This is a genomic window from Aquabacterium sp., from assembly GCF_016234775.1.
GTDB lineage: Bacteria > Pseudomonadota > Gammaproteobacteria > Burkholderiales > Burkholderiaceae_C > Aquabacterium.
This window is the reverse complement of sequence record NZ_JACRAH010000001.1, coordinates 261,164-286,596: the sequence shown is the minus strand read 5'-3', so window position 1 is coordinate 286,596 and position 25,433 is coordinate 261,164. Positions and strand designations below refer to the sequence as shown.

Annotated in this window: 23 protein-coding genes, 1 tRNA gene and 1 pseudogene; 10 read left to right on the top strand and 15 right to left on the bottom strand. The window is 61.2% G+C overall.

Annotated features, from left to right (window positions below):
• Positions 1 to 5: 5 nt before the first annotated feature.
• From HY836_RS01315 to HY836_RS01300, 4 genes are all read right to left on the bottom strand, one after another.
• Positions 6 to 989 carry an ABC transporter permease gene (locus HY836_RS01315; RefSeq protein ID WP_290672724.1) on the bottom strand — a complete coding sequence of 328 codons (984 nt, stop codon included), beginning with the start codon at positions 987 to 989 and terminating at the stop codon, positions 6 to 8.
• On the bottom strand, positions 989 to 3,229 hold the full coding sequence (locus tag HY836_RS01310; RefSeq protein ID WP_290672868.1) for an ABC transporter substrate-binding protein: 2,241 nt from the start codon (positions 3,227 to 3,229) through the stop codon (positions 989 to 991). The genes HY836_RS01315 and HY836_RS01310 overlap by 1 nt, the downstream gene beginning before the upstream one ends.
• 109 nt (positions 3,230 to 3,338) lie before the next feature.
• Positions 3,339 to 4,283: an LD-carboxypeptidase gene (locus HY836_RS01305; protein ID WP_290672722.1), complete on the bottom strand. Its 945-nt coding sequence runs from the start codon at positions 4,281 to 4,283 to the stop codon at positions 3,339 to 3,341.
• Positions 4,284 to 4,319: 36 nt separating this feature from the next.
• Positions 4,320 to 4,739: a hypothetical protein gene (locus tag HY836_RS01300; protein ID WP_290672719.1), complete on the bottom strand. Its 420-nt coding sequence runs from the start codon at positions 4,737 to 4,739 to the stop codon at positions 4,320 to 4,322.
• A gap of 352 nt (positions 4,740 to 5,091) precedes the next feature.
• Between HY836_RS01300 and HY836_RS01295 the strand changes: the two genes are divergently transcribed.
• Positions 5,092 to 6,036, top strand: coding sequence for a CysB family HTH-type transcriptional regulator (locus HY836_RS01295; RefSeq protein ID WP_290672716.1), 945 nt, complete (start codon positions 5,092 to 5,094; stop codon positions 6,034 to 6,036).
• Here the strand turns inward: HY836_RS01295 and HY836_RS01290 are convergent, their stop codons facing one another.
• Both HY836_RS01290 and HY836_RS01285 read right to left on the bottom strand, forming a co-directional pair.
• The gene (locus tag HY836_RS01290; RefSeq protein ID WP_290672713.1) at positions 6,037 to 7,095 is read right to left on the bottom strand and encodes a sulfate ABC transporter substrate-binding protein; all 1,059 of its coding nucleotides are present in this window, start codon (positions 7,093 to 7,095) and stop codon (positions 6,037 to 6,039) included.
• 106 nt (positions 7,096 to 7,201) lie between these two features.
• Positions 7,202 to 7,351 carry a hypothetical protein gene (locus tag HY836_RS01285; RefSeq protein WP_290672710.1) on the bottom strand — a complete coding sequence of 50 codons (150 nt, stop codon included), beginning with the start codon at positions 7,349 to 7,351 and terminating at the stop codon, positions 7,202 to 7,204.
• A 168-nt stretch (positions 7,352 to 7,519) separates the two neighbouring features.
• Here HY836_RS01285 and HY836_RS01280 point away from each other — a divergent pair, with 168 nt between their 5' ends.
• On the top strand, positions 7,520 to 8,578 hold the full coding sequence (locus HY836_RS01280) for a M14 family zinc carboxypeptidase (RefSeq protein ID WP_290672707.1): 1,059 nt from the start codon (positions 7,520 to 7,522) through the stop codon (positions 8,576 to 8,578).
• Positions 8,487 to 9,233: pseudogene (locus tag HY836_RS01275) on the top strand (alpha/beta fold hydrolase); the annotation flags it as partial. The gene HY836_RS01280 and the pseudogene HY836_RS01275, both read left to right, overlap by 92 nt.
• Before the next feature lie 22 nt (positions 9,234 to 9,255).
• Here HY836_RS01275 and HY836_RS01270 read toward each other — a convergent pair.
• Positions 9,256 to 10,281 carry a recombination-associated protein RdgC gene (locus HY836_RS01270; RefSeq protein ID WP_290672704.1) on the bottom strand — a complete coding sequence of 342 codons (1,026 nt, stop codon included), beginning with the start codon at positions 10,279 to 10,281 and terminating at the stop codon, positions 9,256 to 9,258.
• 235 nt (positions 10,282 to 10,516) lie between these two features.
• Here HY836_RS01270 and HY836_RS01265 point away from each other — a divergent pair, with 235 nt between their 5' ends.
• The gene (locus HY836_RS01265; protein ID WP_290672701.1) at positions 10,517 to 11,398 is read left to right on the top strand and encodes an HDOD domain-containing protein; all 882 of its coding nucleotides are present in this window, start codon (positions 10,517 to 10,519) and stop codon (positions 11,396 to 11,398) included.
• A gap of 57 nt (positions 11,399 to 11,455) precedes the next feature.
• Here the strand turns inward: HY836_RS01265 and HY836_RS01260 are convergent.
• From HY836_RS01260 to cysS, 6 genes are all read right to left on the bottom strand, one after another.
• A tRNA-Ser gene (locus HY836_RS01260) sits at positions 11,456 to 11,546 on the bottom strand.
• Positions 11,547 to 11,612: 66 nt separating this feature from the next.
• On the bottom strand, positions 11,613 to 12,869 hold the full coding sequence (locus HY836_RS01255) for an aspartate kinase (RefSeq protein ID WP_290672698.1): 1,257 nt from the start codon (positions 12,867 to 12,869) through the stop codon (positions 11,613 to 11,615).
• Positions 12,870 to 13,011: 142 nt separating this feature from the next.
• Positions 13,012 to 14,406, bottom strand: coding sequence for a tRNA lysidine(34) synthetase TilS (gene tilS, locus HY836_RS01250; protein WP_290672695.1), 1,395 nt, complete (start codon positions 14,404 to 14,406; stop codon positions 13,012 to 13,014).
• Between the two features lie 35 nt (positions 14,407 to 14,441).
• Entirely contained in the window at positions 14,442 to 15,413 is a 972-nt protein-coding gene (locus tag HY836_RS01245) for an acetyl-CoA carboxylase carboxyltransferase subunit alpha (RefSeq protein ID WP_290672691.1), read from the bottom strand.
• Between the two features lie 36 nt (positions 15,414 to 15,449).
• On the bottom strand, positions 15,450 to 16,145 hold the full coding sequence (locus tag HY836_RS01240) for a DNA-3-methyladenine glycosylase (protein ID WP_290672688.1): 696 nt from the start codon (positions 16,143 to 16,145) through the stop codon (positions 15,450 to 15,452).
• Positions 16,146 to 17,537 carry a cysteine--tRNA ligase gene (gene cysS / locus HY836_RS01235; protein ID WP_290672685.1) on the bottom strand — a complete coding sequence of 464 codons (1,392 nt, stop codon included), beginning with the start codon at positions 17,535 to 17,537 and terminating at the stop codon, positions 16,146 to 16,148.
• A 278-nt stretch (positions 17,538 to 17,815) separates the two neighbouring features.
• Between cysS and HY836_RS01230 the strand changes: the two genes are divergently transcribed.
• The 5 genes from HY836_RS01230 (at position 17,816) to HY836_RS01210 (ending at position 22,086) form a co-directional block, all read left to right on the top strand.
• A complete protein-coding gene (locus HY836_RS01230) occupies positions 17,816 to 18,880 on the top strand; it encodes a tetratricopeptide repeat protein (protein WP_290672682.1) in 1,065 nt (354 codons plus the stop codon).
• Positions 18,881 to 18,942: 62 nt separating this feature from the next.
• The gene (locus HY836_RS01225; RefSeq protein WP_290672680.1) at positions 18,943 to 20,193 is read left to right on the top strand and encodes a L,D-transpeptidase family protein; all 1,251 of its coding nucleotides are present in this window, start codon (positions 18,943 to 18,945) and stop codon (positions 20,191 to 20,193) included.
• Positions 20,190 to 20,777: a peptidylprolyl isomerase gene (locus HY836_RS01220; protein WP_290672677.1), complete on the top strand. Its 588-nt coding sequence runs from the start codon at positions 20,190 to 20,192 to the stop codon at positions 20,775 to 20,777. Before HY836_RS01225 ends, HY836_RS01220 begins: the two co-directional genes overlap by 4 nt.
• Before the next feature lie 3 nt (positions 20,778 to 20,780).
• Entirely contained in the window at positions 20,781 to 21,281 is a 501-nt protein-coding gene (locus HY836_RS01215; RefSeq protein ID WP_290672674.1) for a peptidylprolyl isomerase, read from the top strand.
• A gap of 4 nt (positions 21,282 to 21,285) precedes the next feature.
• Entirely contained in the window at positions 21,286 to 22,086 is an 801-nt protein-coding gene (locus tag HY836_RS01210) for a UDP-2,3-diacylglucosamine diphosphatase (RefSeq protein ID WP_290672671.1), read from the top strand.
• 77 nt (positions 22,087 to 22,163) lie between these two features.
• Here the strand turns inward: HY836_RS01210 and clpA are convergent, their stop codons facing one another.
• Positions 22,164 to 24,482 (bottom strand): ATP-dependent Clp protease ATP-binding subunit ClpA, encoded by a 2,319-nt coding sequence (gene clpA, locus HY836_RS01205; protein ID WP_290672668.1) that lies wholly within the window; start codon positions 24,480 to 24,482, stop codon positions 22,164 to 22,166.
• Positions 24,479 to 24,832, bottom strand: a complete 354-nt coding sequence (gene clpS, locus HY836_RS01200) for an ATP-dependent Clp protease adapter ClpS (RefSeq protein ID WP_290672665.1) — start codon at positions 24,830 to 24,832, stop codon at positions 24,479 to 24,481. Before clpS ends, clpA begins: the two co-directional genes overlap by 4 nt.
• Positions 24,833 to 25,129: 297 nt before the next feature.
• Between clpS and HY836_RS01195 the strand changes: the two genes are divergently transcribed.
• Positions 25,130 to 25,423, top strand: coding sequence for a cold-shock protein (locus HY836_RS01195; RefSeq protein WP_290672662.1), 294 nt, complete (start codon positions 25,130 to 25,132; stop codon positions 25,421 to 25,423).
• Positions 25,424 to 25,433: the final 10 nt, after the last annotated feature.

Below are 25,433 nucleotides of genomic sequence, written 5' to 3'. Positions count from 1 at the left end.
CCGCCTTATTGCATCCGCACCCGAGGATCGGCCCAGGTATAGGCCACATCGATCAGGATGTTGGAGAGGATGTACAACACCGAACCCAGGAACACCATCGAGCGAACGATGGCGAAATCCTGGCTGGCGATGGCGTCAATCGTGTAGGCGCCCAGTCCCGGGATGCCAAAGAAGCTCTCGGTGAGCAAGCCACCCATGAACAATCCCGGCAGGGAAGCGCCCGCGCTCGTGATGATGGGCAGCATGGCGTTGCGCAGCACGTGCCGGCTCAGGACCCGACCCTCGGTCAGGCCCTTGGCCCGGGCGGTGCGCACATAGTCCTTGCCAGACTCTTCCAGGAACAAGGTACGGAAAAAGCGAGCCTGACCTGCCAGGCTGGCCACCAGCATCAGACAGATCGGCAGCACCAGGAAGCGCACGGCGTCCAGCCCGTTGGCATAGCCCGAGATGGGCGCCAGTTTGGCCATGCGCGAGAACATGAACTGCCCCGCGATGATGTAGATCAGGCTGGAGATCGACATCATGAACACGCACAGCACCACGCCCCAGAAATCGATGGGCGTGCCTCTGAACATCACCAGCCACAAGGCAAAAATGACGCTGGCCAGCAGGCCCATCACGAATAAGGGCACGGTGAGTTGCAGGCTCACGCCCATGCGCTGGCGGATCTGGTAGCCGATGTCGCCACCACTGGCGTTGTCTGCCCGGCCAAACTCGAACCGGAACAGGGAAATGGATCGGTCCCAGAACACGGTGTCGGTGAGCTTGCTCGCACCTTCAGCCTGTGGATTGAACAGCATGGGCTTGTCGTAGCCGCGCTCGACCTTCCACTTTTCGATCTGATCTGGCGTGACGCGCTTGCCGCCAATGTTCAGCCGCGCCATGTCATCCGGCGTGTTGACGGTGAAGAACAGCACGAAGGTGATCAGGTTGACACCGATCAGGATGAGGAAGCCGTAGCCCAGGCGGCGCAGGATGTATTGCAGCATCAGCGGCCCCTGCTCAAGGATGTGGAAGGATCAGCCGGCAAGGCCGTCTGCATGTCGCGCGCCCTCACCATGCGGGCCGCCCACCAGCCCATGGCGGTCAGGAGCACCACCAGCAACACGAGCGGCAGGTAGAACGGCTTGTTCCATTCGCGCAGGCTGCGCGCGCGATCTGCCGTGTCCAGCCTGTAGTACTGCGCCTGGTCGCGCACCATGATGCTGGGCTTGCCGTTGTGGACCCAGCGATGATAGGCGCCCGAGGCATAAGGGAAGTAGCCCCAGGACCAGGGCGCATCTTCTTGCAGAATGCGCACCATCTGGTCGATCACAGCCTGTTTGGCCGGGCCATCGTCCATGAAGCGCAGCCGCGCGTAGAGCTTGTCGTATTCGGGGCTCTGGTAGTTGGCGGCGTTTTCGCCGTCATGCACGGATTTCGCGCCCGGCCCATAAAGCAGGAAGAGGAAGTTCTCGGCATCCGGGTAGTCGGCCAGCCAGCCCCAACTGAAGATCTGGTGCTTGCCCCGGCGGACCTTGTCCTGGAACTGGTTGTAGTCGGTGGCACGAATCTCAAGCTGAATGCCCAGCTTGGCGAACTGCTTGGTGGTCCAGTCCAGCGTGGCCTTGGCCTCAGGCGTGGCGGGCGCACCGTAGTCATAGTTGAGCACCAGCGGTTTGCCCGAGCGCGCGTCGCGGCCATCCGGGTAGCCGGCTTCTGCCAGCAGCTTTTTCGCATCCTCGATCGGCCGGCGCACGATCGCGCCGTTGACCACCTTGTGTGTCACCGGGTTGAGGCCTTGAGGCGTGCCATGACGCGAGCCGAACACGCCACCAGGCAAGGGCCCCTGCGCCACCTCACCCGCGGCCTTGGGAAAGATGCGGTTGTACTCATCCCAGTCGATGGCGATCGACAAGGCCTGGCGCAGCTTGCGGTTCTTCAGCTTTTGCTCGGGTGTGTCGCCCTGCCCCACCACCGGATCCAGCCAGTTGAAGCCCATGTATTTGCTCGACAGGTCCACATTGCGCGACAGCACGATGCCCTTGTCCAGGAACTCCTTGTTGAAGGAGGGCGAATCCTCCATCTGAATCTTGTAGGCGTTCCCATAGCTCATCTGGTCGAACTCGGGAATGTCCAGATAGCCCTGGCGGAACTTGGTGTCCTGCGGGACGGATTCTTTTTCGATGTTGAAGACGATGGTGTCGATGAAAGGCGTGGGCTTGCCGCAATCGGCCAGGCGGCTCTCGGTTTTGTCTTGCGCCGTGCCTTCGCAAGGATAGGGCTCGCCGCGGTAGTTCGGGTTGCGCTTGAGCACATGGCGACGGTCCTGCACGTACTCGGCCATCATGTAGGGGCCTGTGCCCACGGGCCAGGTGTTGAGCGACAAGCCGTGATCGGCCATGCCGGGCTGCGCGTAGAAGGCATCAGCCTCCCAGGGGATGGGCGCCAGGAAGGTCATGGCCATCCAGTACTTCCACTGGGGATACTTGCCATTGATGCGGATACGCAGGGTGTGCTTGTCCACGGCCCGGGCGCCAGCCAGTGGCCACTTGCGGAAATCCAGGAAAGGCTTGTCTCGCACCGACGGTGCCAGGCCGGCTCGCAGCTTTTTGTCTTCCGCGCGGATCAGCTTGCCATACTCGGCCAGGCCCACCACGTACTCCGAGAAGGTGCCGAAGACCGGTGCGGCAGTGCGCGTGGTGGCGTGGCGCTTGATGGCATAGACAAAGTCGTCAGCCACGAGCTCGCGGGTGCCTTGCTTCTCGAACTGCCAGGGGCTGCGCTTGTCACCCACGTCCTGCCTGCTCAGGTGGTGATACAGGTACTGGCCCTGCGCATCCTTGGCGAAGGCTGGATGCGGCGCGAACTGGATGCCCGGCTTGATGCGGATCTCGTAGATGCTCTCGGCGATCTGATCGGCTGGCGCGTCGTCCGGCAGCGCGCGGCCTTGCTTGTCCACGTAATGGGGCACCACCACGGCCTGCGCTGCCCGTGGGATCAGCGTGTAGGGCCGCTTGAGGTAGTGGTAAGCGTAAAGCGGCTCGTAGATCTGGTAGGTATAAGGCGTCTCGTTGCTGCTGTAGGACGAGGTCGGATCCAGATACCGAGGCGAACGTTCGTTGAACGCGGTATACAGGGTGTTCTGCGCAGCCGAGCCGTCCGGGTGCGGGCTGTTGTCGCACCCAACCAGCACGGACAGCAGCAGGCTGGCCAGCACCAGATGCATCAGGCGCCACATTTGCCTCAGGCTGGCGCCCCGACTTGTACCGGCTTTGAGGCGTTGGGCAAGACTGGTCAGCAAGATGTGCATGGGCACCTATTGTGTCCTGCCTTGGCGCCCACGTAGCCCGGTAGGATCACCACATCACAAAAGCGTCGCGCCCTTGCACCACCAGGTTGACCTGACGGCCCAGCGGCAGCGTCAGCTTGACCGGCACGTGCCCGAAAGGCAGCCCCGTCAGGATGGGTGTCTTGATCTGCGTGCGCAAATACTGGATGACCGTCTTGAGGTTGTAGCCACGGTCCAGGGGCGATTTGCGGTATTCGGTGAACGCGCCCAGCACAATCGCCTTTTGCTGTTCGAGCACGCCGGCCTGATGCAATTGCAGCAGCGCCCGCTCGATCCGGTAAGGGTGCTCGTTGACATCCTCCAGGAACAGCACGCCCCCCTTGATCTTCGGGAAGTGAGGCGTACCCAAGAGCGCCTGCAAGATGGCCAGGTTACCGCCCCACAAGCGTCCGGACACCTCCAGCCCGTCGTGACCGGCCTCGGCGCGAAAGCCCACGGCTTCCAGCTCGCCCGTCATGGCTTCAACGAAGCAATCCTGGGTGACGTCGTCGCCACCTTCCGGGCTGTCCGCGCGACCAAAGTCGTCACAGGCCATTGGGCCCGCCCAGAAGCCGGCGGTCACACCCTCTTCCACCTTGGCCGGGCCTGTGGCCTTGTGTGCCAGGGCGCCCAATTGCAACGCCGTGACATCGCTGTAGCCAACCCAGGAGGTGCCGCGCTCCACGCTCCTGGCGATGAGTGACCAGTCGATCCGATCCAGCAGCCGACTCAGGCCATAGCCACCGCGTGTGGCCAGTGCCACGTCAGGCGCGGTTTGAGCCACACGGTGGATGGCAGCCAGCCTCACCTCATCTTCACCGGCAAAGCGCTGGTGCTTGAGCAAAGCCGATTCGTCCACCTGGGCATCGAAGCCCAAAGCGGCGAGCCGTTTGGCGGCCTTGCGGACCGGGGCAGCCGCCGGCACGATGCCGGAGGGGCTGAAGATGATCAGGGAGGAGCGGGCATCAGTCATCCCGCTATTCTGACCTGAGTCTCAGCCTCGGTTGGCTTACAAGGTGCGGCGTTGCGCCTTGGCCAGCGTCTTGACCTGGAAGCTGCCATCGTTGTCGAACAGCCAGGCTTCGACCATGCCATTTCGGCGCAGTTCGGCCTTGGCGTCGTCGTTCAACTGGATACGCGGTGCACGGCGGACCGTTTCGATCGCCCGCGCCAGCATCTCAGGCTGCGTATCATTCGTTCGCAAGACTTCGGCCCGCCAGTTGTCAGACTCATCGAGGGTCACATTGAGCACGATCACCGCGCGTAGCAAGGGCTGTGGATTGCGGTTGTGGACCAGTTCTGGCGAACCGCTGTAGACAGCGTGTGCGAAGTCCTTGCGAACCTCGTCCGGCACGCCCGCCTGAGCGGACTGGCTCAAGGCCAGCATCAACCCGGCCGCAAAACTGAAACAGAGTGTCGTTGCCTGCATGATGGACTCCAATTGAGTGGAACACCTGCTTTCAGCAAGGCATGCCCTTCACGTTGTGTCCAGAGGCGTCACCCTGTCAGGCGTGACGCATTTGGCGGCCATCTCTGAAATAGAAGCGCCACGCTCAACCTGGATGTGTGCCACACCGGTTTCGGCGTGATCGCACGCACGCCTGCTTTGCCTGGCACCCAAGGCGCAGCGGTTTCAATTGCTCACACATGAGCGCGCCGTTTTGGTTTTGTCAGGAAACGCCCTGCATCTGCGAAATCCGCACATGCATATGCGCAAATCATTGTTTTACGCATATGCACGCAACATCAAAATACGAAATCCGCATGTAGAAGGCAAGGCCATGAACTTTCAGCAATTAAGATCAGTCCGCGAAGCGGTTCGCAGAGGCTTCAATCTGACCGAAGTGGCCAATGCCCTGCACACATCCCAGCCCGGTGTCAGCCGACAGATCCGGGAGTTGGAGGAAGAGCTGGGTATCGACCTGTTCGTCCGCGCAGGCAAGCGCCTGACCGGCTTGACAGAACCCGGCGCGCAGGTCCTGCCCATCGTCGAGCGCATGCTGGTCGATGCCGAAAACCTGCGCCAGGCTTCTCGCGACTTTTCCGAGCACGGCGTAGGGCCGTTGTCGATTGCCGCGACCCACTCGCAGGCGCGCTACGCCCTGCCCTCGGCCGTCAAGGATTTCCGCGAGATGTACCCGCAGGTCACGCTCAGCCTGCACCAGGGCTCGCCCCACCAGATCGCCAACATGCTGATCAGCGGTGAGGCCGATATCGGCATCGCCACCGAGTCGCTGACCCAGTACCCACAACTGGTCACACTGCCTTGCTACACCTGGACGCACGCGGTGGTGGTACCGCCCGGGCATCCCTTGCTGGATGGGGAGCCTCTGACGCTCCAACGCCTGTCGCGCTTCCCGCTCATCACGTACGACGAAGGCTACACGGGGCGCTCGCACATCGACGAGGCCTTTTCCCGCGAAAGCATCACACCCTCCATCGTGCTCACCGCCATGGACGCCGACGTGATCAAGACTTACGTGGAGTTGGGCATGGGTGTCGGCATCGTGGCGGCCATCGCCTTTGACGAAGAGCGCGACCTGAACCTGCGCGGCATCGGCGCGGGCCACCTGTTTGCCGTCAACATGACGCGCCTGGCTTTCCGCAAGGGCGCTTTCCTGCGCAACTATTTCTACGCCTTCATCGAGACCTTCGCGCCGCCCTTGACGCGCAAGGTGGTCGACATGGCCGCCCGTGCCGAGACGGGCGAACAGTTCGATATCTGATCAGCGCTTGATGTAGATCTGATCGAAGACGCCCCCGTCACTGAAGTGGGTCTTCTGCGCTTTGGTCCAGCCGCCAAAGGCACCATCGATCGTGAACAGGTTGATCTTGGGGAACATCTTGGCGTACTTGGCGGCCGCAGCGGAGTCGATCGGCCGGTAGTAGTTCTGCCCAGCCAGATCCTGCCCTTCAGGTGAGTACAGGTAGTCCAGATAAGCCTGGGCCACAACTCGCGTGCCGCGCTTGTCAACCACCTTGTCGACCACCGTCACGGGTGGCTCGGCCACGATACTCACGGACGGGGCCACGACGTCGAACTTGTCCGGGCCCAGTTCCTTGATGGCCAGCAGCGCCTCGTTCTCCCAGGTCAGCAGGACGTCGCCGATCCCGCGCTCCACGAAGGTGGTCGTCGCACCACGTGCGCCTGAGTCCAGCACCGGCACGTTCTTGTAGACCTTGCTCACGAACTCCTGCGCCTTGGCATCAGAACCAAACCTCTTCGCGGCATAGCCCCAGGCCGCCAGATAGTTCCAGCGCGCACCACCCGAGGTCTTGGGGTTGGGCGTGATCACCTGCACGCCAGGGCGGGCCAGGTCATCCCAGTCCTTGATGCCCTTCGGGTTGCCCTTACGCACCAGGAACACGATGGTGGAGGTGTAGGGCGAGCTGTTGTGCTTGAGGCGCTTTTGCCAGTCGCCAGGCAACAATTTGGCGCGCTGGCTGATTTCGTCGATGTCGTAGGCCAGGGCCAGCGTCACCACATCGGCATCGAGGCCATCGATCACGGAGCGAGCCTGCTTGCCCGAGCCACCGTGTGAGGTGCGAACCGTCACGTCGTCGCCGGTCTTGCCTTTCCAGAACTTGGCAAAGGCCTTGTTGTAGTCCTGATAAAACTCACGCGTAGGGTCGTATGACACGTTGAGCAGCGTGACCTCCTTGGCGTGGGCGACCACAGGCGCCAGGGAGGCCACGCCGATCGATGTGATGGCAACGGCCGACAGCGTGAGGTTCAGCAGGAACCGACGTGAGAACGGAGCGGCAAGGTAAGCGGGTTTCTTCATGATTTTTTTGCAGACATCAGTGGGATTCGATGACTGAATCGTATGAAGAGGCGCCCCGGACGGGAACGAAGCAATTCAATGCTTCATATGCGCTTCGCGCATGAACTCAAGATTGACGCAAGCCATGCAGTTGCGAACCCAGGCGAACACGCAGGAGAGCCGCGTATTCAACCAGGCCGCCCAGTGCCGCCACGGTGATCATGGCGATCTTGAAGACCTGCCGCCCGAGAGGGCGGGACAGATGGGAGCGATGCATGTGAGTACTCCTGCCAGAAAACCGCTCCTGGCTGGCCTGGCAGCTTATGAGGCGCCAATGACACGGCGGTGACAAGGCACCCGCCACTTGTCGCACACCTGACATGTGCCGCACCTACGCTCTCGGGTTTTGCTTCCCAACCGACGTCGTTTACCCGACGCCCCCAGCGTGCCCGCATCCGCCCTGCCCGAACTGGAAGAACTGCATCGCCTGATTGAATTGGGCGGCACGCATCTGGACGCCCAGACGATGTGCAAGATCGCGATGGGCTCGCATCAGTTTGACGTGCTGGCCGTCACCATGGGCACCCGCGATCCCGGCGCGCCAGCCATCGGTTTTTTTGGCGGCGTCCATGGCCTGGAGCGCATCGGCGCCGAAGTCGTGCTGGCCTACCTGGGCAGCCTGGTTCACCGCCTGAAGTGGGACAAGGCCCTGCACGATCTGCTGGCCGACGTCCGACTGGTGTTCATGCCCCTGGTGAACCCGGGCGGGCTATGGCAAGGCACACGCGCCAATCCTCATGGCGTCGACCTGATGCGCAATGCCCCCATCGATGCCAAGGAAGACGTGCCCTTTCTGATCGGCGGGCAACGTCTGAGTGCGACCCTGCCCTGGTACCGGGGCCCGGAGCGCGCGCCCATGGAAGAAGAAAGCTATGCACTGTGTCAGGTGGTCGAGCAATCCTTGTTGACCAGCCCTTTCAGTGCCGCCATCGATTGCCACTCCGGTTTTGGTGTGCAGGACCGCATCTGGTTTCCCTTTGCCCATACCACCGAGCCCATCGCGCACCTGGCCGAGCTCCACGCCCTGCACCGCATCTTTGACCAGACCCACGCACACCATCGCTACGTGTTCGAGCCGCAAAGCGTGCACTACCTGACACATGGTGATCTGTGGGATCACCTCTACCTGCTGGGCCGAGAGCGGCACCCTCAGCACATCTTCCTGCCCCTCACCCTGGAGATGGGTTCGTGGATCTGGGTGAAGAAGAACCCGCGCCAGCTGTTCACCCGCCATGGCATCTTCAACCCGCTGATCGCGCACCGACAGCAGCGCGTCTTGCGCCGGCACATGGCCTTGCTGGACTTCATGACCCGCGCAGTGGCCAGCCACAGCCGCTGGCAGCCCGACGAGCATGAGCGCGATCTGCACCACCGCCAGGCGCTGGCCCGCTGGTACCCCGAACTGCCCAAGTCCAGGCGATCAGGCCTGGTCAGACCCAAATGAAAGGGCTGTCATGAGCACCTGGATACTGCTGCGAGGCCTGACACGCGAACAGGGGCACTGGGGCGCCTTCGTGCCCTTGCTCCAGCAGGCCTTGCCCGCTGGCGACCTGGTGCTGACGCCTGATCTGCCCGGCAATGGCGAACTGCATCTGCAGGAGAGCCCGACGCGGGTGGAGGACATGGTTGAGTCCGTCCGGACCAGTCTGCGGGCGCAGGGCCACCAGCCGCCCTACAGCATGATCGCCATGTCTCTGGGTGCCATGGTCACCGTCGCCTGGGCTCGCGCCTATCCCGGTGAGCTGACTCGTTGCGCGCTGATCAACACCAGCCTGCGGCCCTTCAGCCCGTTCTGGCATCGCCTGCAAGCGAGCAACTATCCTCTCATCCTGAAGCTGCTGCTCGGACAGGCAGATGCGGAACGCTGGGAACGCGCCATCATGGCCATGACCACGCGGCACCCGAACGATCCCGAGGGAACGCTGGCGAGGTGGCTTGCTTTGCGCGCTGAGCACCCTGTGAGCACACGCAACGGCCTGCGCCAACTATGGGCGGCCACGCGCTACCGTGCGCCACAGCAAAGACCGCCTGTGCCCATGTTGATACTCAACAGCCTGGGCGACCGGCTGGTCCATCCAGCCTGCTCAGCCGAACTGGCGCAGCGCTGGCAGCTACCTCTGCTCAGACATCCCAAGGCGGGGCATGATCTCCCGCTGGATGCAGCTCCTTGGGTGGTGGCGCAGATTCAGTCCTGGCTGGCACCACCGGGGCATCCGACACAGGTAGCGTCGAACCCAGGCCCATGACCTGCTCGCCGCCGAGCGCCTCCAGCAGATCCGGAATCAACTCGATCAGCTCCCCGGTGGCAATGGCTGCATCGGCATCAAAGGCCTCGCCCTTGTCCATCTTGCCGGCAGCTGCCATGGGGCCCTCGAATACCACGTCAAGGAAGGCCACCTTCTTGAGCTGCATGGATTCGCTCAGGATGAACGACACGCGATCGCGCCAGGTCATGGCCACGCGCGTGGGCACCTTGCCGCTGACGATGTGCTGCTTCACCTCATCGGTGTCCAGATCGTGGCGCGCATAACGCACCACCGATTTCATCTCGTCGGTCGACTTCAGCTCGCATTCGCGGTCGATCGTGAACTGGTAAGGCGGCTCGCCCGTACCCAGCCAATGCGTCATCGCCACGGCGGGTGACATCTCGGTCTGGACCAGTGACAGCGCCAGCCCCTGGTTGGCGTTGATCAGCATCGTGACCACCTCGTCCGCCTTGGACTGGCTGCCGCTGTCGAGCATCAACAGGCGCTGCTTGGGCGCGATCCACACCCGTGTCACCGACTGCTTGGTAAAGGCCATGGGCAGCAGCTCCAGCAAGGCCTGCTCCTTGAGTTCCTTCATGATCTTCTTGCCAGGCTTGCGGCCGGTGTTCTTCTCCATCTGCTCGGCAATTTCTTCCGTGCGACGCTTCACCACCGAACCCGGCACCACACGCTGCTCGGTCATGAGCTTGAGCAGCATGTGGCCATCGACCACCTCCACCAGCGGTGCATTGGCCTCGCCACGGGGTTCAACCCAGCCCGACGACTTCTGCTGCGTAGCGCCACATTCAACAAAACGCTCTTTGTCCAGGACCGCCTCGATTTCAGCTGCACTGGCAGCCCAATCCGGCCCGATTCGATACACCGTCAGATTCTTGAACACGTTCGACCTTCTACTAACCCACCAAAGCAAACGCCCCTGACCGAGCAGAGGCGTTCTCTTGACGGAAAACGTTACGGCACCCTGGCGCGCACGCCGTTCCCGAGTGGTCAGTGTAGCGGAGTGTCCGGGCTGGCTGATTTGTGGCGCGCACAGCAAAAATACCGATATCCATCCGGGTTTTCGGATTCAGATCACCGACCAGAAGGCGATAAGAGCCTATCCACAGGGAGCCTCCATGCAATCCACCATCGAATCTCAGCTCGGGAGCGACAAGCGCGAGACAGCGCCATCCCCCACGCTGCGCGATATGCTCAAGGACATCACCATTCCGCCTCGACCCAGCTCCCTGGTCGATCTCAAGCTGGAACTGGAACGTGCCGAGCCGCGCATTGATCGCCTGGTGGCGATCGTCAACTCGGACGTGGCCATGTCGGCCGCACTGCTCAAGCTGGCCAACTCCCCCTGGCTGGGCATGAGCCGGCGCATCGGCAATGTCTCCGAGGCCTTCAACATCATCGGCTTCAAGCGATGTGAGCACATTCTCACGGAAATTGCCTTGCGCAAGGTGTTGCCGACAGACGGCCCCGCCCTCTTCCGGTTCTGGGATGTGTCTTCCAAGCGCAGCCAGGCCATGGGCATGCTCGCGCATCGTGTCGGGGTCGATCCGGAAACAGCTCAGACGATGGGCCTGTTCGCCGATGTCGGCATTCCCTTGCTGGCGCAACGCTTCACGCAACCTTCCTACGTCGAAACGCTGGTCGAAGCCAACCGCAGCGAACTGGCCTTCACGCAGGTGGAGCAAGAGCGTCACGCCACGGACCACACGGTCATCGGCTCGCTGCTGGCTCGCTCATGGGGCCTCACGCAAGACATCGCCAACGCCGTCAAGCTCCATCATGACTACGATTACCTCAAGGAGGGCGCCACCAGCGTCGTACATGAGCTGATCGCGCTGTGTCTGGTCGTCGAGCACATCATTCAACGCTTTCAGGGGCTCAACAATCACGCCGAATGGGCCAAGGGCGCTGAGTTGGCGATGCAAACGCTGGCGATCTCCAGGTCGGACATCGACAACTGGGCGGACGAACTGCACGAGCGTTTCGCTGGTGACCAGTGACCTGTGACGGCCAAAGAAAAACCCCCAAGCGATTACTCACTTGGGGGTTTCCTGTTCTGGCGGAGACGGAGGGATTCGAACCCTCGATACGCTTTTGGCGTATGCTCCCTTAGCAGGGGAGTACCTTCGACCACTCGGCCACGTCTCCAGCAACAGCGAGCATTCTAGCCCAGAAATCCGAGCGTTCTGATTGTTGCGCTCAAAACAACGTCAATCAGGCCTTCGCTTCTTCCAGGCCAAACGCCTTGTGCAAAGCACGCACAGCCAGTTCCATGTACTTCTCGTCGATGACGACGGAGGTCTTGATTTCGCTGGTCGTGATCATCTGGATGTTGATGCTCTCGTCAGACAGGGTCTTGAACATCGTGGCCGCGATGCCAGCGTGACTGCGCATGCCGATGCCCACGATCGACACCTTGCAGATCTTGGGATCGCCCACCACCTTGGCGGCGCCCAGCGAAGGCAGCACCTTGGTTTCGAGCAGTTCCACGGTCTTGGCAAAATCGTTGCGGTGGACGGTGAACGAGAAGTCCGTCTTGCCATCGTGCGAGACGTTCTGGATGATCACGTCGATGTCGATATTGGCCTCGGCAACCTTGCCCAGGATCTGGTAGGCGATACCAGGGGTGTCGGGCACGCCGACCACGGTGATCTTGGCTTCGTCGCGGTTGAATGCGATGCCCGAAACAACGGCTTGTTCCATTTTCTCGTCTTCCTCAAAACTGATGAGCGTGCCCGACTTGGCTTCTTCAGCCAGATCGATATCCCAGGGCGTGAAGCTGGACAGCACGCGCAGGGGCACACGGTATTTACCGGCGAATTCCACCGAACGGATCTGCAACACCTTGGAGCCCAGCGAAGCCATTTCCAGCATTTCTTCAAAGCTGATGGCCGTCAGGCGGCGAGCGTCGGGCACCACGCGCGGGTCGGTCGTGTAAACGCCGTCCACGTCGGTGTAGATCAGGCATTCGTCAGCCTTCATGGCAGCGGCCACAGCCACCGCCGAGGTGTCGGAACCACCGCGACCCAGCGTCGTGATGTTGCCTTCAGGATCCACACCCTGGAAGCCCGTGATCACCACCACCTTGCCGGCAGCCAGATCGGCACGCACGCGGGCGTCATCGATGCTCTCGATACGGGCCTTGGTGAAAGCGGAATCGGTCTTGATCGGCACTTGCCAGCCAGCGTAGCTGACCGACTCCAGGCCTTCGGCCTGCAAGGCAATGGCCAGCAAGCCAGAAGAGACCTGCTCGCCAGTGGCGGCGATCATGTCGAGTTCGCGAGCGCTGGGGTTCGCGGAGAGTTCTTTGGCCAGGCCCAGCAGACGGTTTGTTTCACCGCTCATGGCCGACGGAACGACCACGATTTGATGACCCGCCCGCACCCACTTGGCCACGCGCTTGGCCACGTTACGGATGCGCTCGGTAGAGCCCATCGACGTGCCGCCGTATTTGTGAACGATCAGTGCCATGTCAGATGTTGTTGGAAAAGACCGCACGCCTTAACAGAAAGGGTGCACACAAGGAAAACACACGAGAAAACCAGAAATGCGTGCGCGGTCAAACTCTCGATTTTAGCCTCATGGCCGAGCCCGTGGTCAACCAACCGGGTATTTAACGGGCGTCAGGCACCCATTCGAGGCCCCATTGGACGCCACCATCCGAGGCCAGACACCTCGCATCGATACCCAGTCCGGGGACAAAAACGAGTCGTTCACCAGACCAGATCAGGGGCCCACTGCGGCGCCATTCGGGCACCCCCGCAGCCTGAAACTGTTTCTTCAGCGACCGCGGAGGCCTGCCGGGGCCGGCCTGGAACTGCTCTCCGCCCCGCCTTCCTGCCGCGAAGACATGACGCAACAGCGAAGGCGCTACGCCTCCGGCCTGAACCGGCGTCACCCGCAAGACCCCACACCAGGATGTCAGCGCGTGGTCGCCAGGGGATTCAACGCAGAAACTGCAATCCGTTGCGGTCGCCGCGCCCTTGGATTCGCCTTGCACCGCACTGTCAAGCACACGAGCCTGAGCGACGAGCCCTTCACCTTCAAGTGGCAACAAGACGCCCCGATACAGGCTCAACCCGATATCTGGCCACTGCGCAGGCTGCTTTCGAAAAACCAACCCCGGCACCTCTTGAGCCAGCCTCAGCAGCCAACTGGCAGACAGCGACCACCCTTGCCAACTACGATACCAGTGCGCCAATGACACACGCCGCTCCGCACCAGACAGCTCCGCCCAGCGAACGGCATCCAGCCCCGGGCCAGCAGCCGCACCCTCTACGCCACGGACCTGCAGCAAAGCGACCAGTCCCTGGGCCCAATCCTCGACGCCAGGCAACACGTCCTGCACCCTGTCAGCCGAGGCCGCCAATGAAACTTCTGCCTGCGGAAAAGCGGTCTCCAGGGAAGGCCAGACGTCCAACCTCAGGCGGTTACGCGCAAAACGGATGTCGCCATTGCTGTCATCGTCGACAAAGGCCAGGCCATGCAAGCCAACATAAGCCTCGATCGCCTCACGAGGATGGCGCAACCAGGGGCGAACCCATCGCAGCCCATCGCGCTCGATGTCTGCGGGCATCGCCGCCAGGCCTCTGACGCCTGCACCCCGCAGCGCCTGTAGCAGTACGGTCTCTGCCTGATCCCGACGATGGTGGGCCAGCAGGATCAGATCGGCGCCAGCCTCACGCGCCATATCGGCCAGGGCAACATAACGCGCCCGCCTTGCCGCGGATTCGACACCCTCACCCGCATCAAGCGCCACGCTCACCCGCCGCGACAACAGCCTCACTGGCAAGCCTTGACGTGCCCACTCGGCACACACTTGCTCGGCATGCGCCAGCCAAGCATCCGCGTGTGAACTAAGCCCATGGTGCACATGCAGCGCCAGCACCTCCAGGCCGCCCGACTCACGGGCCGCGCAGGCTGTCGCGTGCAACAGGGCGGTGGAATCCCGCCCCGCGCTGTAGGCCACGGCAACACGCCCCAGTTGCGGCAACTCACGGATCGACATCACCGTCCTTCACGTGCCGCCGCCACCGCCGAAGCTCAATGCTCCTTGGTGTCGTTGTACCGGCCGTAGCTCTGCAGACGGTCGTAGCGCGTCTGCAGCAAATCCTTGACCTTCATGTCGCTGACCTGGCGCAGTGCATCATTGAGCGCACGCTTGAGGTTCGCGCAGGCTTGCTTGTGATCGCGGTGTGCCCCACCAACCGGCTCGCTGACGATCTTGTCGATCAGCCCCAGCGCCTTCAGGCGATGCGCCGTGATGCCCAGCGCTTCCGCCGCATCCGAGGCCTTGTCGGCCGTCTTCCACAGGATGGACGCGCAGCCTTCAGGCGAGATCACCGAGTACACCGAGTACTGCATCATCAGCACCTGGTCGGCCACGCTGATGGCCAGCGCGCCGCCCGAGCCCCCCTCACCGATGATGGTGGTGATGATGGGCACCTCCAGACGCGCCATCTCGAAGATGTTGCGACCGATAGCCTCAGACTGGTTGCGCTCTTCCGCACCAATGCCGGGATAGGCGCCAGGTGTATCCACAAACGTGAACACGGGCAGGCCGAACTTCTCGGCCGTCTGCATCAGGCGCAGCGCCTTGCGGTAGCCCTCGGGGCGAGACATGCCGAAGTTGCGCATCGCGCGCTCCTTGGTGTCGCGGCCCTTCTGATGGCCCAGCACCATGCAAGGCTGGCCATTGAAGCGAGCCAGGCCACCCACGATGGACAGGTCATCGGAGAAATGACGATCGCCGTGCATTTCCTGGAAGTCGGTGAACAGATCGTTGACGTAATCCAGCGTGTAAGGGCGCTGAGGATGGCGGGCGATCTGCGTGACCTGCCAGGGGCTCAGGGTCGAATAGATGTCCTTGGTGAGCTGCAGGCTCTTCTTGCTCAGGCGATCGATCTCTTCGGAGATGTCAACAGCAGATTCGCTCTGCACATAACGCAGCTCTTCGATTTTGGATTCCAGTTCGGCAATCGGTTGCTCGAATTCCAGAAAGTGTCTTTTGCTCATGGCGGTCGTCCTTTCCTAGACTCCAGGCCTTGTCTGTCAGTATTCCACGGGCAGCGGGTCGAGGCTGCGCCACAGGTACCAGGTGCCGACCGTGCGGTACGGCGCCCAGGCTTCAGCGATGTCACGAGCTTCCGCGCGAGACACAGGCTCGCCGCTGAAATAGCTCAAGCTGATGCCCTTGATCAGGCCCAGGTCATCCAGCGGCAACACATTGGGCCGCATCAAGTGAAAAATCAGGAACATCTCGGCAGTCCAGCGGCCAATGCCGCGGATGTCGATCAGCTCTTCGATGATGGCTTCATCGTCCATTTGCTGCCACTGACCCACATGCACCTGACCTTCGTCAAAGTGCTTGGCCAGGTCGCGCATGTACTCCACCTTGCGGGCGGACAAACCCACCTGGCGCAGGCTGTCAGGCGATTGTGCCAACAAGCCCTGCACGGAAAGTGGCGCGCGTTGTTCGGGCGGCTGCTGGCCGAACAACATCAACAGTTTTTCCCAGACCGACTGCGCCGCCTTCACCGAAATCTGCTGCCCGACGATGGAGCGCGCCAGCGTGGTGAAAGCATCGCCACGACTGTACAAACGCGCCGAGCCGTGATCAGCGATCAGCTTGCGCATCACACGATCTCGCTTGGACAGGTGCTTGCACGCCTCATCCCAGTAAGGTGGCGTCACCAACTGGTTGGCGGCCACCGCGTCGGCAGGCGGCTTGGCGGAAGACGTACCCATTTAAGCTTTCACCCAGGTCGTGCCTTGCGCGCTGTCCTTCAACTCGATGCCCATCGCGGTCAACTCGTTGCGAATGCGATCAGCCTCCGCGAAGTTGCGCGCCTTCTTGGCCTCGGCGCGCGCCACGATCAACGCCTCGATCACCTGCGCATCCACGCCGGACGAACCTGTGCCACCTTGTAGATAGGCCTTGGGAGACTGCTGCAGCAAGCCCAGCACGCCAGCCAGCGCCTTCAACAGACGCGCAGCCTCGACGGAGCGCGAGCGATTGACCTCGGCCGCCAGATCAAACAACACCGACACGGCGATCGGCGTATTGAAGTCCTCGTCCATGGCGGCCTTGAAACGCGCGGCAGAAGGCTCGGCCCAGTCAATCACCAAGGCATCAACGGCATCCAACTGCATCCCGTCCAGCGCGGTATAGAGGCGACGCAAACCATTGCGCGCATCATCCAGCCCAGCATCGCTGTAGTTGAACGGGCTGCGATAGTGGGTACGAAGCACGAAGAAGCGGATGGTCTCGCCGTCGTAACTCTTGAGCACATCACGAATGGTGAAGAAGTTGCCCAGCGACTTGGACATCTTCTCGTTGTCCACATTCAGGAAGCCGTTGTGCAACCAGAAGTTGGCCAGGGGCTTGCCGTTGGCGCCTTCGCTTTGCGCAATCTCGTTTTCGTGGTGAGGGAACTGCAGATCCAGCCCACCGCCGTGAATATCAAACTGCTCGCCCAGCAAAGAACACGCCATCGCCGAGCACTCGATGTGCCAGCCAGGGCGGCCTGTGCCATAGAGTGACGGGTACTTCGCATCGGCAGGCTCTTCTGCCTTGGCGGACTTCCACAGCACGAAGTCCAGCGGATCCTGCTTGCCATCATCGACGGCCACACGCTCGCCAGCGCGCAACTGATCCAGCGACTTGCCCGACAGCTTGCCGTAACCCTCGAACTTGCGCACCGCATAGTTCACATCGCCATTGCGGGCACGATAGGCCAACCCCTTGGCCTCCAGCTTGCCGATGAGATCCAGCATCTGCCCGACGTATTCGGTAGCACGTGGCTCATGCGTCGGGGGCTCGATGCCCAGGGCGGCGATGTCCTCGTGCATGGCCACGGTCATCTCGTCCGTCAACTGGCGAATCGTGATGCCTCGCTCGACCGCGCGACGAATGATCTTGTCGTCAATGTCGGTGATGTTGCGCACGTAGGTCACATCAAAGCCACTGGCCTTCAGCCAGCGCTGCACCACATCGAAGGACATCATCATGCGGGCATGGCCCACATGGCAATAGTCATAGATGGTCATGCCGCACACATACATGCGGACCTGGCCCGCCGTCATGGGAACAAAGGGCTCGACCTGACGGGAAAGGCTATTGAAAAGACGCAAACTCATGGGAGGGAAAGAGGGGATCTGGGGCGAATGTATTCGAACATGGTTGGCTGGCACCAACACCTGATACAAGACGTTAAGCGACCACGCCGCTCAGATACAATTCGTTGAGTATAGCGGGCCGCTCATCGAAGAAGGTGACTGACAAGTTCCCGATCGACAGCTGACTGCTATTCTCTGGAGGTTTGCGTCGAGCTGTTGCGCACCCGTGAATGCGCAATGGTTTCGCGGCATTCAGCGCCCACCCAGCGCTCATTACAAACAAACTGGACCATCACTCCATGCAAGCTGTTGCGCCTCAAGTTGGACTCCGCCTCACTGCTCTCGCCGCCAAGTGCCTGGCCATCGCCGCCCTGTCCGTCACGGCCCTGAGCGTTCGCGCTGACGACATCTCCGATGTCCAGAAGTTGCTCGCGGCAGGCAAGAACGCCGAGGCCCTGCAAAAAGCCGACCAATTTCTGTCCAGCAAACCCCGCGACCCCATGATGCGCTTCCTGCGTGGCATCAGCCTGTCGCAAGCGGGCCGGGCACCTGAGGCCATCACCACCTTCACCAAGCTCACGGAAGACTTCCCCGAACTGCCCGAGCCTTTCAACAACCTGGCCGTGCTGTATGCGCAGCAAGGTCAGTACGACAAGGCGCGCACAGCCCTGGAAATGGCGATTCGCACCAACCCCAGCTACGCCACCGCGTACGAGAACCTGGGTGATGTCTACGCCAAGCTGGCCAGCCAGGCCTACTCCAAGGCCCTGCAGATCGACACGCGCTCTCAAGTGGCCCCCAAGCTGGCGATGATTCGCGATCTGTTCCCCAAGGAGCGCAATTCCATTGCGGCAGCCTCGGCGACAACTGCGCCCGCACCAGTGGTTGCGGCCGCACCGCCTGCACCCGTGGTAGTGCCGAAGCCCGCTCCTGCGCCCGCAGCCACGCCGGCGCCAACGCCCGCGGTCAAACCCGCCCCAGCGCCTGCGCCAACCCCGTCGCCAGCACCTGAGTCCAAGAGTGATGCAGCCCAAGAGCGTGACATCGAATCCGCCGTCAAAGCCTGGGCGGCCGCCTGGAGCAAACAAGATATGGACGGCTATTTCGCCGCCTATGCCAAGGACTTCAACGGCGGCAAGACCCGAAAGGCCTGGGAACAGGAACGCCGCGATCGCATCACGAGCAAAAACACAATTTCGGTGAAAATCTCCGGCATCAAGGTTGATGTCAACGGCAACAAGGCCACAGTCCGCTTCCATCAGGACTACAAGGCCGACAGCCTCAGCATCAGCAGCGGCAAGAAGCTGGACATGGTTCGCTCCGGCAACAACTGGGTGATCGCGAAGGAAAGCGCTGGGTCGTGATGAGTCTTGGTGAGTTTTGCTGCCCGTCTGCCATGACAGGCGGGCTGTCTGTAGTACGCAAGGTGCGCCAGCACCTTCTCGTCTCGCTGATGATCACCGCATGCCTGATCGCAACGGAGGGGCAAGCGCGCCTCATTCGCAGCAAAACACCGTCGTCTGCAGCGGCGACTCAATCAACCCCGCTGCCCGAACTCAAGGCTCAATCGGCGCCCGCTGAAGCACGCCTGCTGGACATCTACAAACTGATCGGGGCTGGCCAGACCAGGCAAGCCCTGAACAAGGCCGAGGCACTGGTCAAGGATGTGCCCAACTTCCAACTGGCTCAATTGGTTTACGCAGACCTGCTGAGTGCGCAGGTCCACCCGCTGCCATCAATGGGGCATGCGCCTGACGACCTGGCCGCGAAGGCTCCGCAACGCCTGGATCAGTTACGCATGGAAGCCGATCGCCGCCTGCAGGCTTTGCGCGACCGCCCCCCCACGGGCGCCCTGCCGACTCAGTTCATTGAAGTCCCCCCCACCACAAAGCACGCCATCGCCGTAGACGCCAGCAAATCGCGCCTCTACCTGTTCGAGAACGGCCCCAACGGCCTGCAACTGGTGGCCGACCATTACGCCTCCATCGGGCGACTGGGTGCAGACAAGAGCTTTGAAGGTGATCAGCGCACCCCACTGGGCGTCTACTACATCACCAGCCGACTGGACGCCAAGAAACTGACCGACTTCTACGGCATTGGCGCCCTGCCGCTGAATTACCCCAATGAATACGACCGCCGCCTGGGCAAGACCGGTAGCGGCATCTGGCTACACGGCGTGCCCAGCGACAGTTACGCGCGCAGCCCCAACAGCACCGACGGCTGCGTCGTGCTGGCCAACCCCGAGCTACAAACCATCCTTGACCGCGTGCAGCCTCGCTCCACACCGGTCGTGATCGCCAAGAGCCTGCAATGGGTGACCCCGACCAAGGCCGAACTGCAACGGCGCAGCCTGCACAACCTGATTGAAGGCTGGCGTGTGGCGCGGGCCAGCGGCGACCTCAATCGCCTGATGTCGTTTTACTCGCCTCAGTTTGCCAACGGCACCCGTGACCTGAACCAGTGGCGCCAGACGCTGGAAAAGGACGTCACGCAGCAACGCGGCAGAACCCTGCAACTCAAGGATGTCGCCATCCTGGGCTGGAAAGACAAGAGCGACATCCTGGTCGTGACCTTCGGCGAAGTCTCTGACGGTCAACGCACCGGCGCAGTCAAACGTCAATATTGGGGCAAAGAAGGCGGCCTCTGGAAAATCTTCTTCGAAGGAGTGATTGGATGACCCTGCACAACACACGCACCACCATGGCCACGCGCCTGAAGTGGCTTGCAGCCGGCCTCGCGCTGGTCAGCACCCAGTTGGCACTGGCACAGAACGTGAAGATCGCGACCAACATGGGCGACATCGTGGTCCAGCTTGATGCGGCCAAAGCACCCAAAACGGTGGACAACTTCGTCCAATACGTCAAAGCCGGACACTACAACGGCACCATCTTCCATCGCGTGATCGTTGGCTTCATGATCCAGGGTGGGGGCATGACCCCGGACATGAAAGAAAAGCCCACTCGCCCGCCCATTCCGCTGGAAAGCCGCAACGGCCTGAGCAACGTGCGAGGCACCGTCGCCATGGCCCGCACCAGCATTCCGGATTCGGCCACATCGCAGTTCTTCATCAACGTGGTGGACAATAACTTCCTCGACGCCACCCGCTCGCCCGATGGCAATGGTTATGCCGTGTTCGGCAAGGTTGTGTCTGGCATGGACGTCGTCGACAAAATCCGCAAGGTTGAAACCACCCAGAAGGGCCCGCACGGCGACGTTCCCGCGCAAGCCGTGATCATCAAATCCGCGACCATCGAAAAGTAAGCCATGACCAAGACCGTAGAACTGCACACCACCGCCGGCGTGATCCGCCTGGAACTCGATGAAGAGAAGGCCCCTGTTTCCGTGGCCAACTTCGTGGACTACGTGAACGGTGGCCACTACGATGGCACCGTATTCCACCGCGTCATCAAGGGCTTCATGATCCAGGGCGGCGGCTTTGAGCCCGGCCTCAAGCAAAAGCCCACCAAAGAACCCATCACCAACGAGGCCAACAATGGCCTGAAGAACGACAAGTACACCATTGCCATGGCCCGTACCAGCGCCCCGCACTCGGCCAGCGCACAGTTCTTCATCAACGGCACCAACAACGACTTCCTTAACTTCAAGTCGGAATCCGCCCAAGGCTGGGGCTATGCCGTGTTCGGCAAGGTTGTGGCAGGCACGGAAGTGGTTGACCAGATCGAAAAGGTCAAGACCGGCCGCAAGGGTTTCCATGACGACGTTCCGCTGGAAGACGTCGTGATCACCAAGGCCGTCGTGATCTGACACCATGCCTGATGCAAGGGGGCCCGTGCCCCCCTTCCCTGCACCGGACATCCTGTATGCACCGCCCTCGTGGCGGTGTATTGATTTCATATCCGACCTGCACCTGCACGAGGACCTTCCTCGCACGACGCAGGCACTGGCCAACTACCTTGCCAGCACGCCTGCCGATGCGGTGTTGATGCTTGGCGACATCTTCGAAGCCTGGGTTGGCGACGACATGCGCACCCAGCCCTATGAAGCGGCCTGTGTGCACTTTCTTGCCCAGGCTGGCACCAGGCTTCACCTTGGGATGATGGTGGGCAACCGGGACTTCCTGCTTGGCGAGGACATGCTGACTGACTGCCACGCACATCGACTGGCTGCCCCCACCGTCTTGCACGCGTTTGGCCAGACCCTGCTGCTCATTCACGGTGACGAGTTATGCCTGACCGACACCGACTACCTGCGGTTCCGTCAGCAAGTCCGCCATCCGGCCTGGCAATCCACCTTTCTGTCTCATCCGCTGCAAGCCCGGCTGGCGCAGGCACGTCAGATGCGAGAAGCCAGCCAGATGAAGCAGCAAACCCAGACGCCTGAAACCTGGGCTGACGTGGATGAAAGCACTGCCGAACAATGGATGCGCGCCGCCGGAGCCGCCACGCTGATTCACGGCCACACGCATCACCCTGCTGACCAACCATTCGCCTTTGAAGGTGCCAGCAGGCACGTGTTGAGCGATTGGGACTTGGACCACGGCTCACCCAGGGCGCAAATACTGCGCTTGACCGCGACAGGCTTCGAGCGTATCCCACTTGCATCAAGCTGACCACCGCGCAAGCACCATATAAAAAGGCCGACACGAAGTCGGCCTTTTGCTTGCGGAGCCCAGGCAGAAAGCCCGGCTTATTCAGCCGTTGCAGCCTCCGGCTTGGTCTTGTCACTCTTCTTGTTCGGCTGGATGTCGAGCTTGACCTCGGGCTCACCCTTGTCGTTGTCGACCACGTTCACCGTCAGGCGACCGCCATCCACCAGGCTACCGAAGAGCAGTTCATCAGCCAGCGCACGACGGATCGTGTCCTGAATCAGACGCTGCATCGGACGGGCCCCCATCAGCGGATCGAAGCCGCGCTTGGCCAGATAGCGGCGCAGGGCATCCGTAAAGGTGACCTCGACCTTCTTCTCGCCCAACTGGCCTTCCAGTTGCAACAGGAACTTGTCGACCACACGCAAGATGACGTCTTCATCCAGTGCCTTGAAGCCCACGATAGCATCCAGACGATTGCGGAACTCCGGTGTGAACTGACGCTTGATGTCGGCCATTTCGTCACCCAGCTCGCGCGGGTTGGTGAAGCCAATCGACGCCTTCTGCAAGGTCTCGGCACCCGCATTGGTGGTCATGATGATCATCACGTTGCGGAAGTCAGCCTTGCGACCGTTGTTGTCCGTCAAGGTGCCGTGATCCATGACCTGCAGCAGAATGTTGAACACATCCGGGTGCGCCTTCTCGATTTCGTCGAGCAGCAGCACCGCGTGCGGCTTCTTGGAGATGGCCTCGGTCAGCAAACCACCCTGGTCAAAACCCACGTAGCCAGGAGGCGCGCCAATCAGGCGGCTCACCGCATGGCGCTCCATGTACTCCGACATGTCGAAGCGAATCAACTCGATGCCCAGGATGTAAGCCAGTTGCTTGGCCACTTCCGTCTTGCCGACGCCCGTAGGGCCGGAGAACAGGAAGGAGCCAATCGGCTTGTCTGGTTTGCCCAGACCGGAGCGCGCCATCTTGATGGCAGACGACAGCGCATCGATCGCCGCATCCTGACCGAACACCACGCTCTTGAGGTCACGATCCAGATTCTTGAGCTTGGACCGGTCATCACTGGAGACGGATGTTGAAGGCACGCGGGCAATCTTGGCCACGATGTCTTCCACCTCGGCTCGGGTGATGGTCTTTTTCTGCTTGCTCTTGGGCAGGATACGTTGCGCAGCACCCGCCTCGTCGATCACGTCAATCGCCTTGTCAGGCAGATGGCGATCGTTGATGAACTTGGCAGACAACTCCGCCGCAGCCTGCAAGGCACCCAGGGCGTACTTCACGCTGTGGTGCTCCTCGAAGCGTGACTTCAAGCCCTTGAGGATCTCAATGGTTTGCTCGACGGATGGCTCAGCCACTTCCACCTTCTGGAAGCGCCGCGACAAGGCCGCGTCCTTCTCGAAGATGCCGCGGTACTCCGTGAACGTGGTCGCACCGATGCACTTCAACTGCCCGGAGCTCAAGGCAGGCTTGAGCAAATTGCTGGCATCCAGGGTGCCGCCGGAAGCAGCGCCCGCGCCAATCAAAGTGTGGATCTCGTCGATGAACAGCACAGAACCCGGCTGCTCCTTCAACTGCTTGATCACAGCCTTCAGGCGTTGCTCGAAGTCACCACGGTACTTGGTACCTGCCAGCAGCGCGCCCATGTCAAGCGCATAGACTTCGGCATCAGCCAGCACGTCTGGCACATCATTTTGTGTGATACGCCAAGCCAGACCTTCCGCAATGGCGGTCTTGCCCACGCCAGCTTCGCCCACCAGCAAGGGATTGTTCTTGCGGCGGCGGCACAACACCTGAATCACGCGCTCGACTTCGGAGTCACGACCGATAAGCGGATCGATCTTGCCTTCACGGGCCATCTGGTTGAGATTTTGCGTGTACTGTTCCAGCGGCGAGGCCTTGCCTTCGGCTTCTTCCTTCTCCGCTTCGGGCTGGCCCGGCTCGGACGAAGACTTGGCAGCCTCGGGAGGATCGGCCTTGCGGATACCGTGTGCGATGAAGTTGACGACGTCCAGACGGGTCACACCCTGCTGGTGCAGGTAGTAAACCGCATGTGAATCCTTCTCGCCGAAGATCGCGACCAGCACGTTGGCGCCGGTCACTTCCTTCTTGCCACTGCCAGAGGACTGGACATGCATGATGGCGCGCTGGATCACACGCTGGAAGCCCAACGTAGGCTGCGTATCCACCTCATCCGTGCCACCAACCGTCGGGGTGTTGTCCCTGACGAATTGATCCAGGTTCTTGCGCAGCTCATCCAGATTGGCGGCGCAAGCCTTCAACACCTCGGAAGCAGAGGGGTTGTCTGTCAGGGCCAGCAGCAAATGCTCCACGGTGATGAACTCATGGCGTTGCTGTCTGGCCTCGACGAAGGCCATGTGCAGACTCACTTCCAACTCTTGCGCAATCATGCGGTCTCCAGAATGCACTGCAGGGGGTGCCCGGCTTGGCGGGCGGCGGCAAGAACAAGTTCGACCTTCGTGGCCGCGACGTCCTTGGTATAGACACCGCACACACCACGACCTTCGTGGTGGATTTTTAGCATGATCTGCGTCGCCGTCTCTATATCGTGCCGGAAATGCTCCTGCAATACTAGGACAACGAACTCCATGGGCGTGAAATCGTCATTGAGCATGACGACTTGATAGAGCTTGGGCGGCTCCAGCGCGAGCGCTTCTTTCTCTGCAACGGCAGCACCCTGCCCATCCTCGGCTGGGCCAGGAGGTGTCGCGGACGACCGGGTGGGAAACGGATTTGTCATGAAAATGATTCTAAGAGACGGTCCGCGATCATGTCTTGTCATCTTGGGGTAACCGACCCCAGTTCAAGGGTAGGAAATTCACGGCAGACACAAGACTTTTTGCCGGACCACTTTGGCTGAGCGCAATCTTCATGCCCACCTGCTGTTGTCAAAGTGCGCAAGTTCGTCAAGCCACCCATGCTTTTTTTGCAATATGAAATCATTCACCACATCTGGCAATGATTTTGGTGCGCCGCAGCACTTGACAGGTCCATCCAGCACTCAGAAAATGACAACAAATTAACGTAGGAGGGGCAGATGGCCACAGGCACTGTCAAATGGTTCAATGATGCCAAAGGGTTTGGTTTCATCGAGCCTGATCAAGGCGGAGGCGACGTCTTCGCTCATTTTTCGGCCATTCAGATGGACGGGTTCCGCACGCTCAAGCAAGGCTCCAAGGTTCAATATGAACTTGTTGCCGGCCCTAAAGGCATGCTCGCCCAGAACATCCAGCAGGTCGACGGCACCGCAGGCACGGAGCTTACTCCGGATGCACTGAGCGACATGCACTTCCGAGAGCATGGCAGCACGGGGCACAGCCTGCCACACTGATCATCAAGTT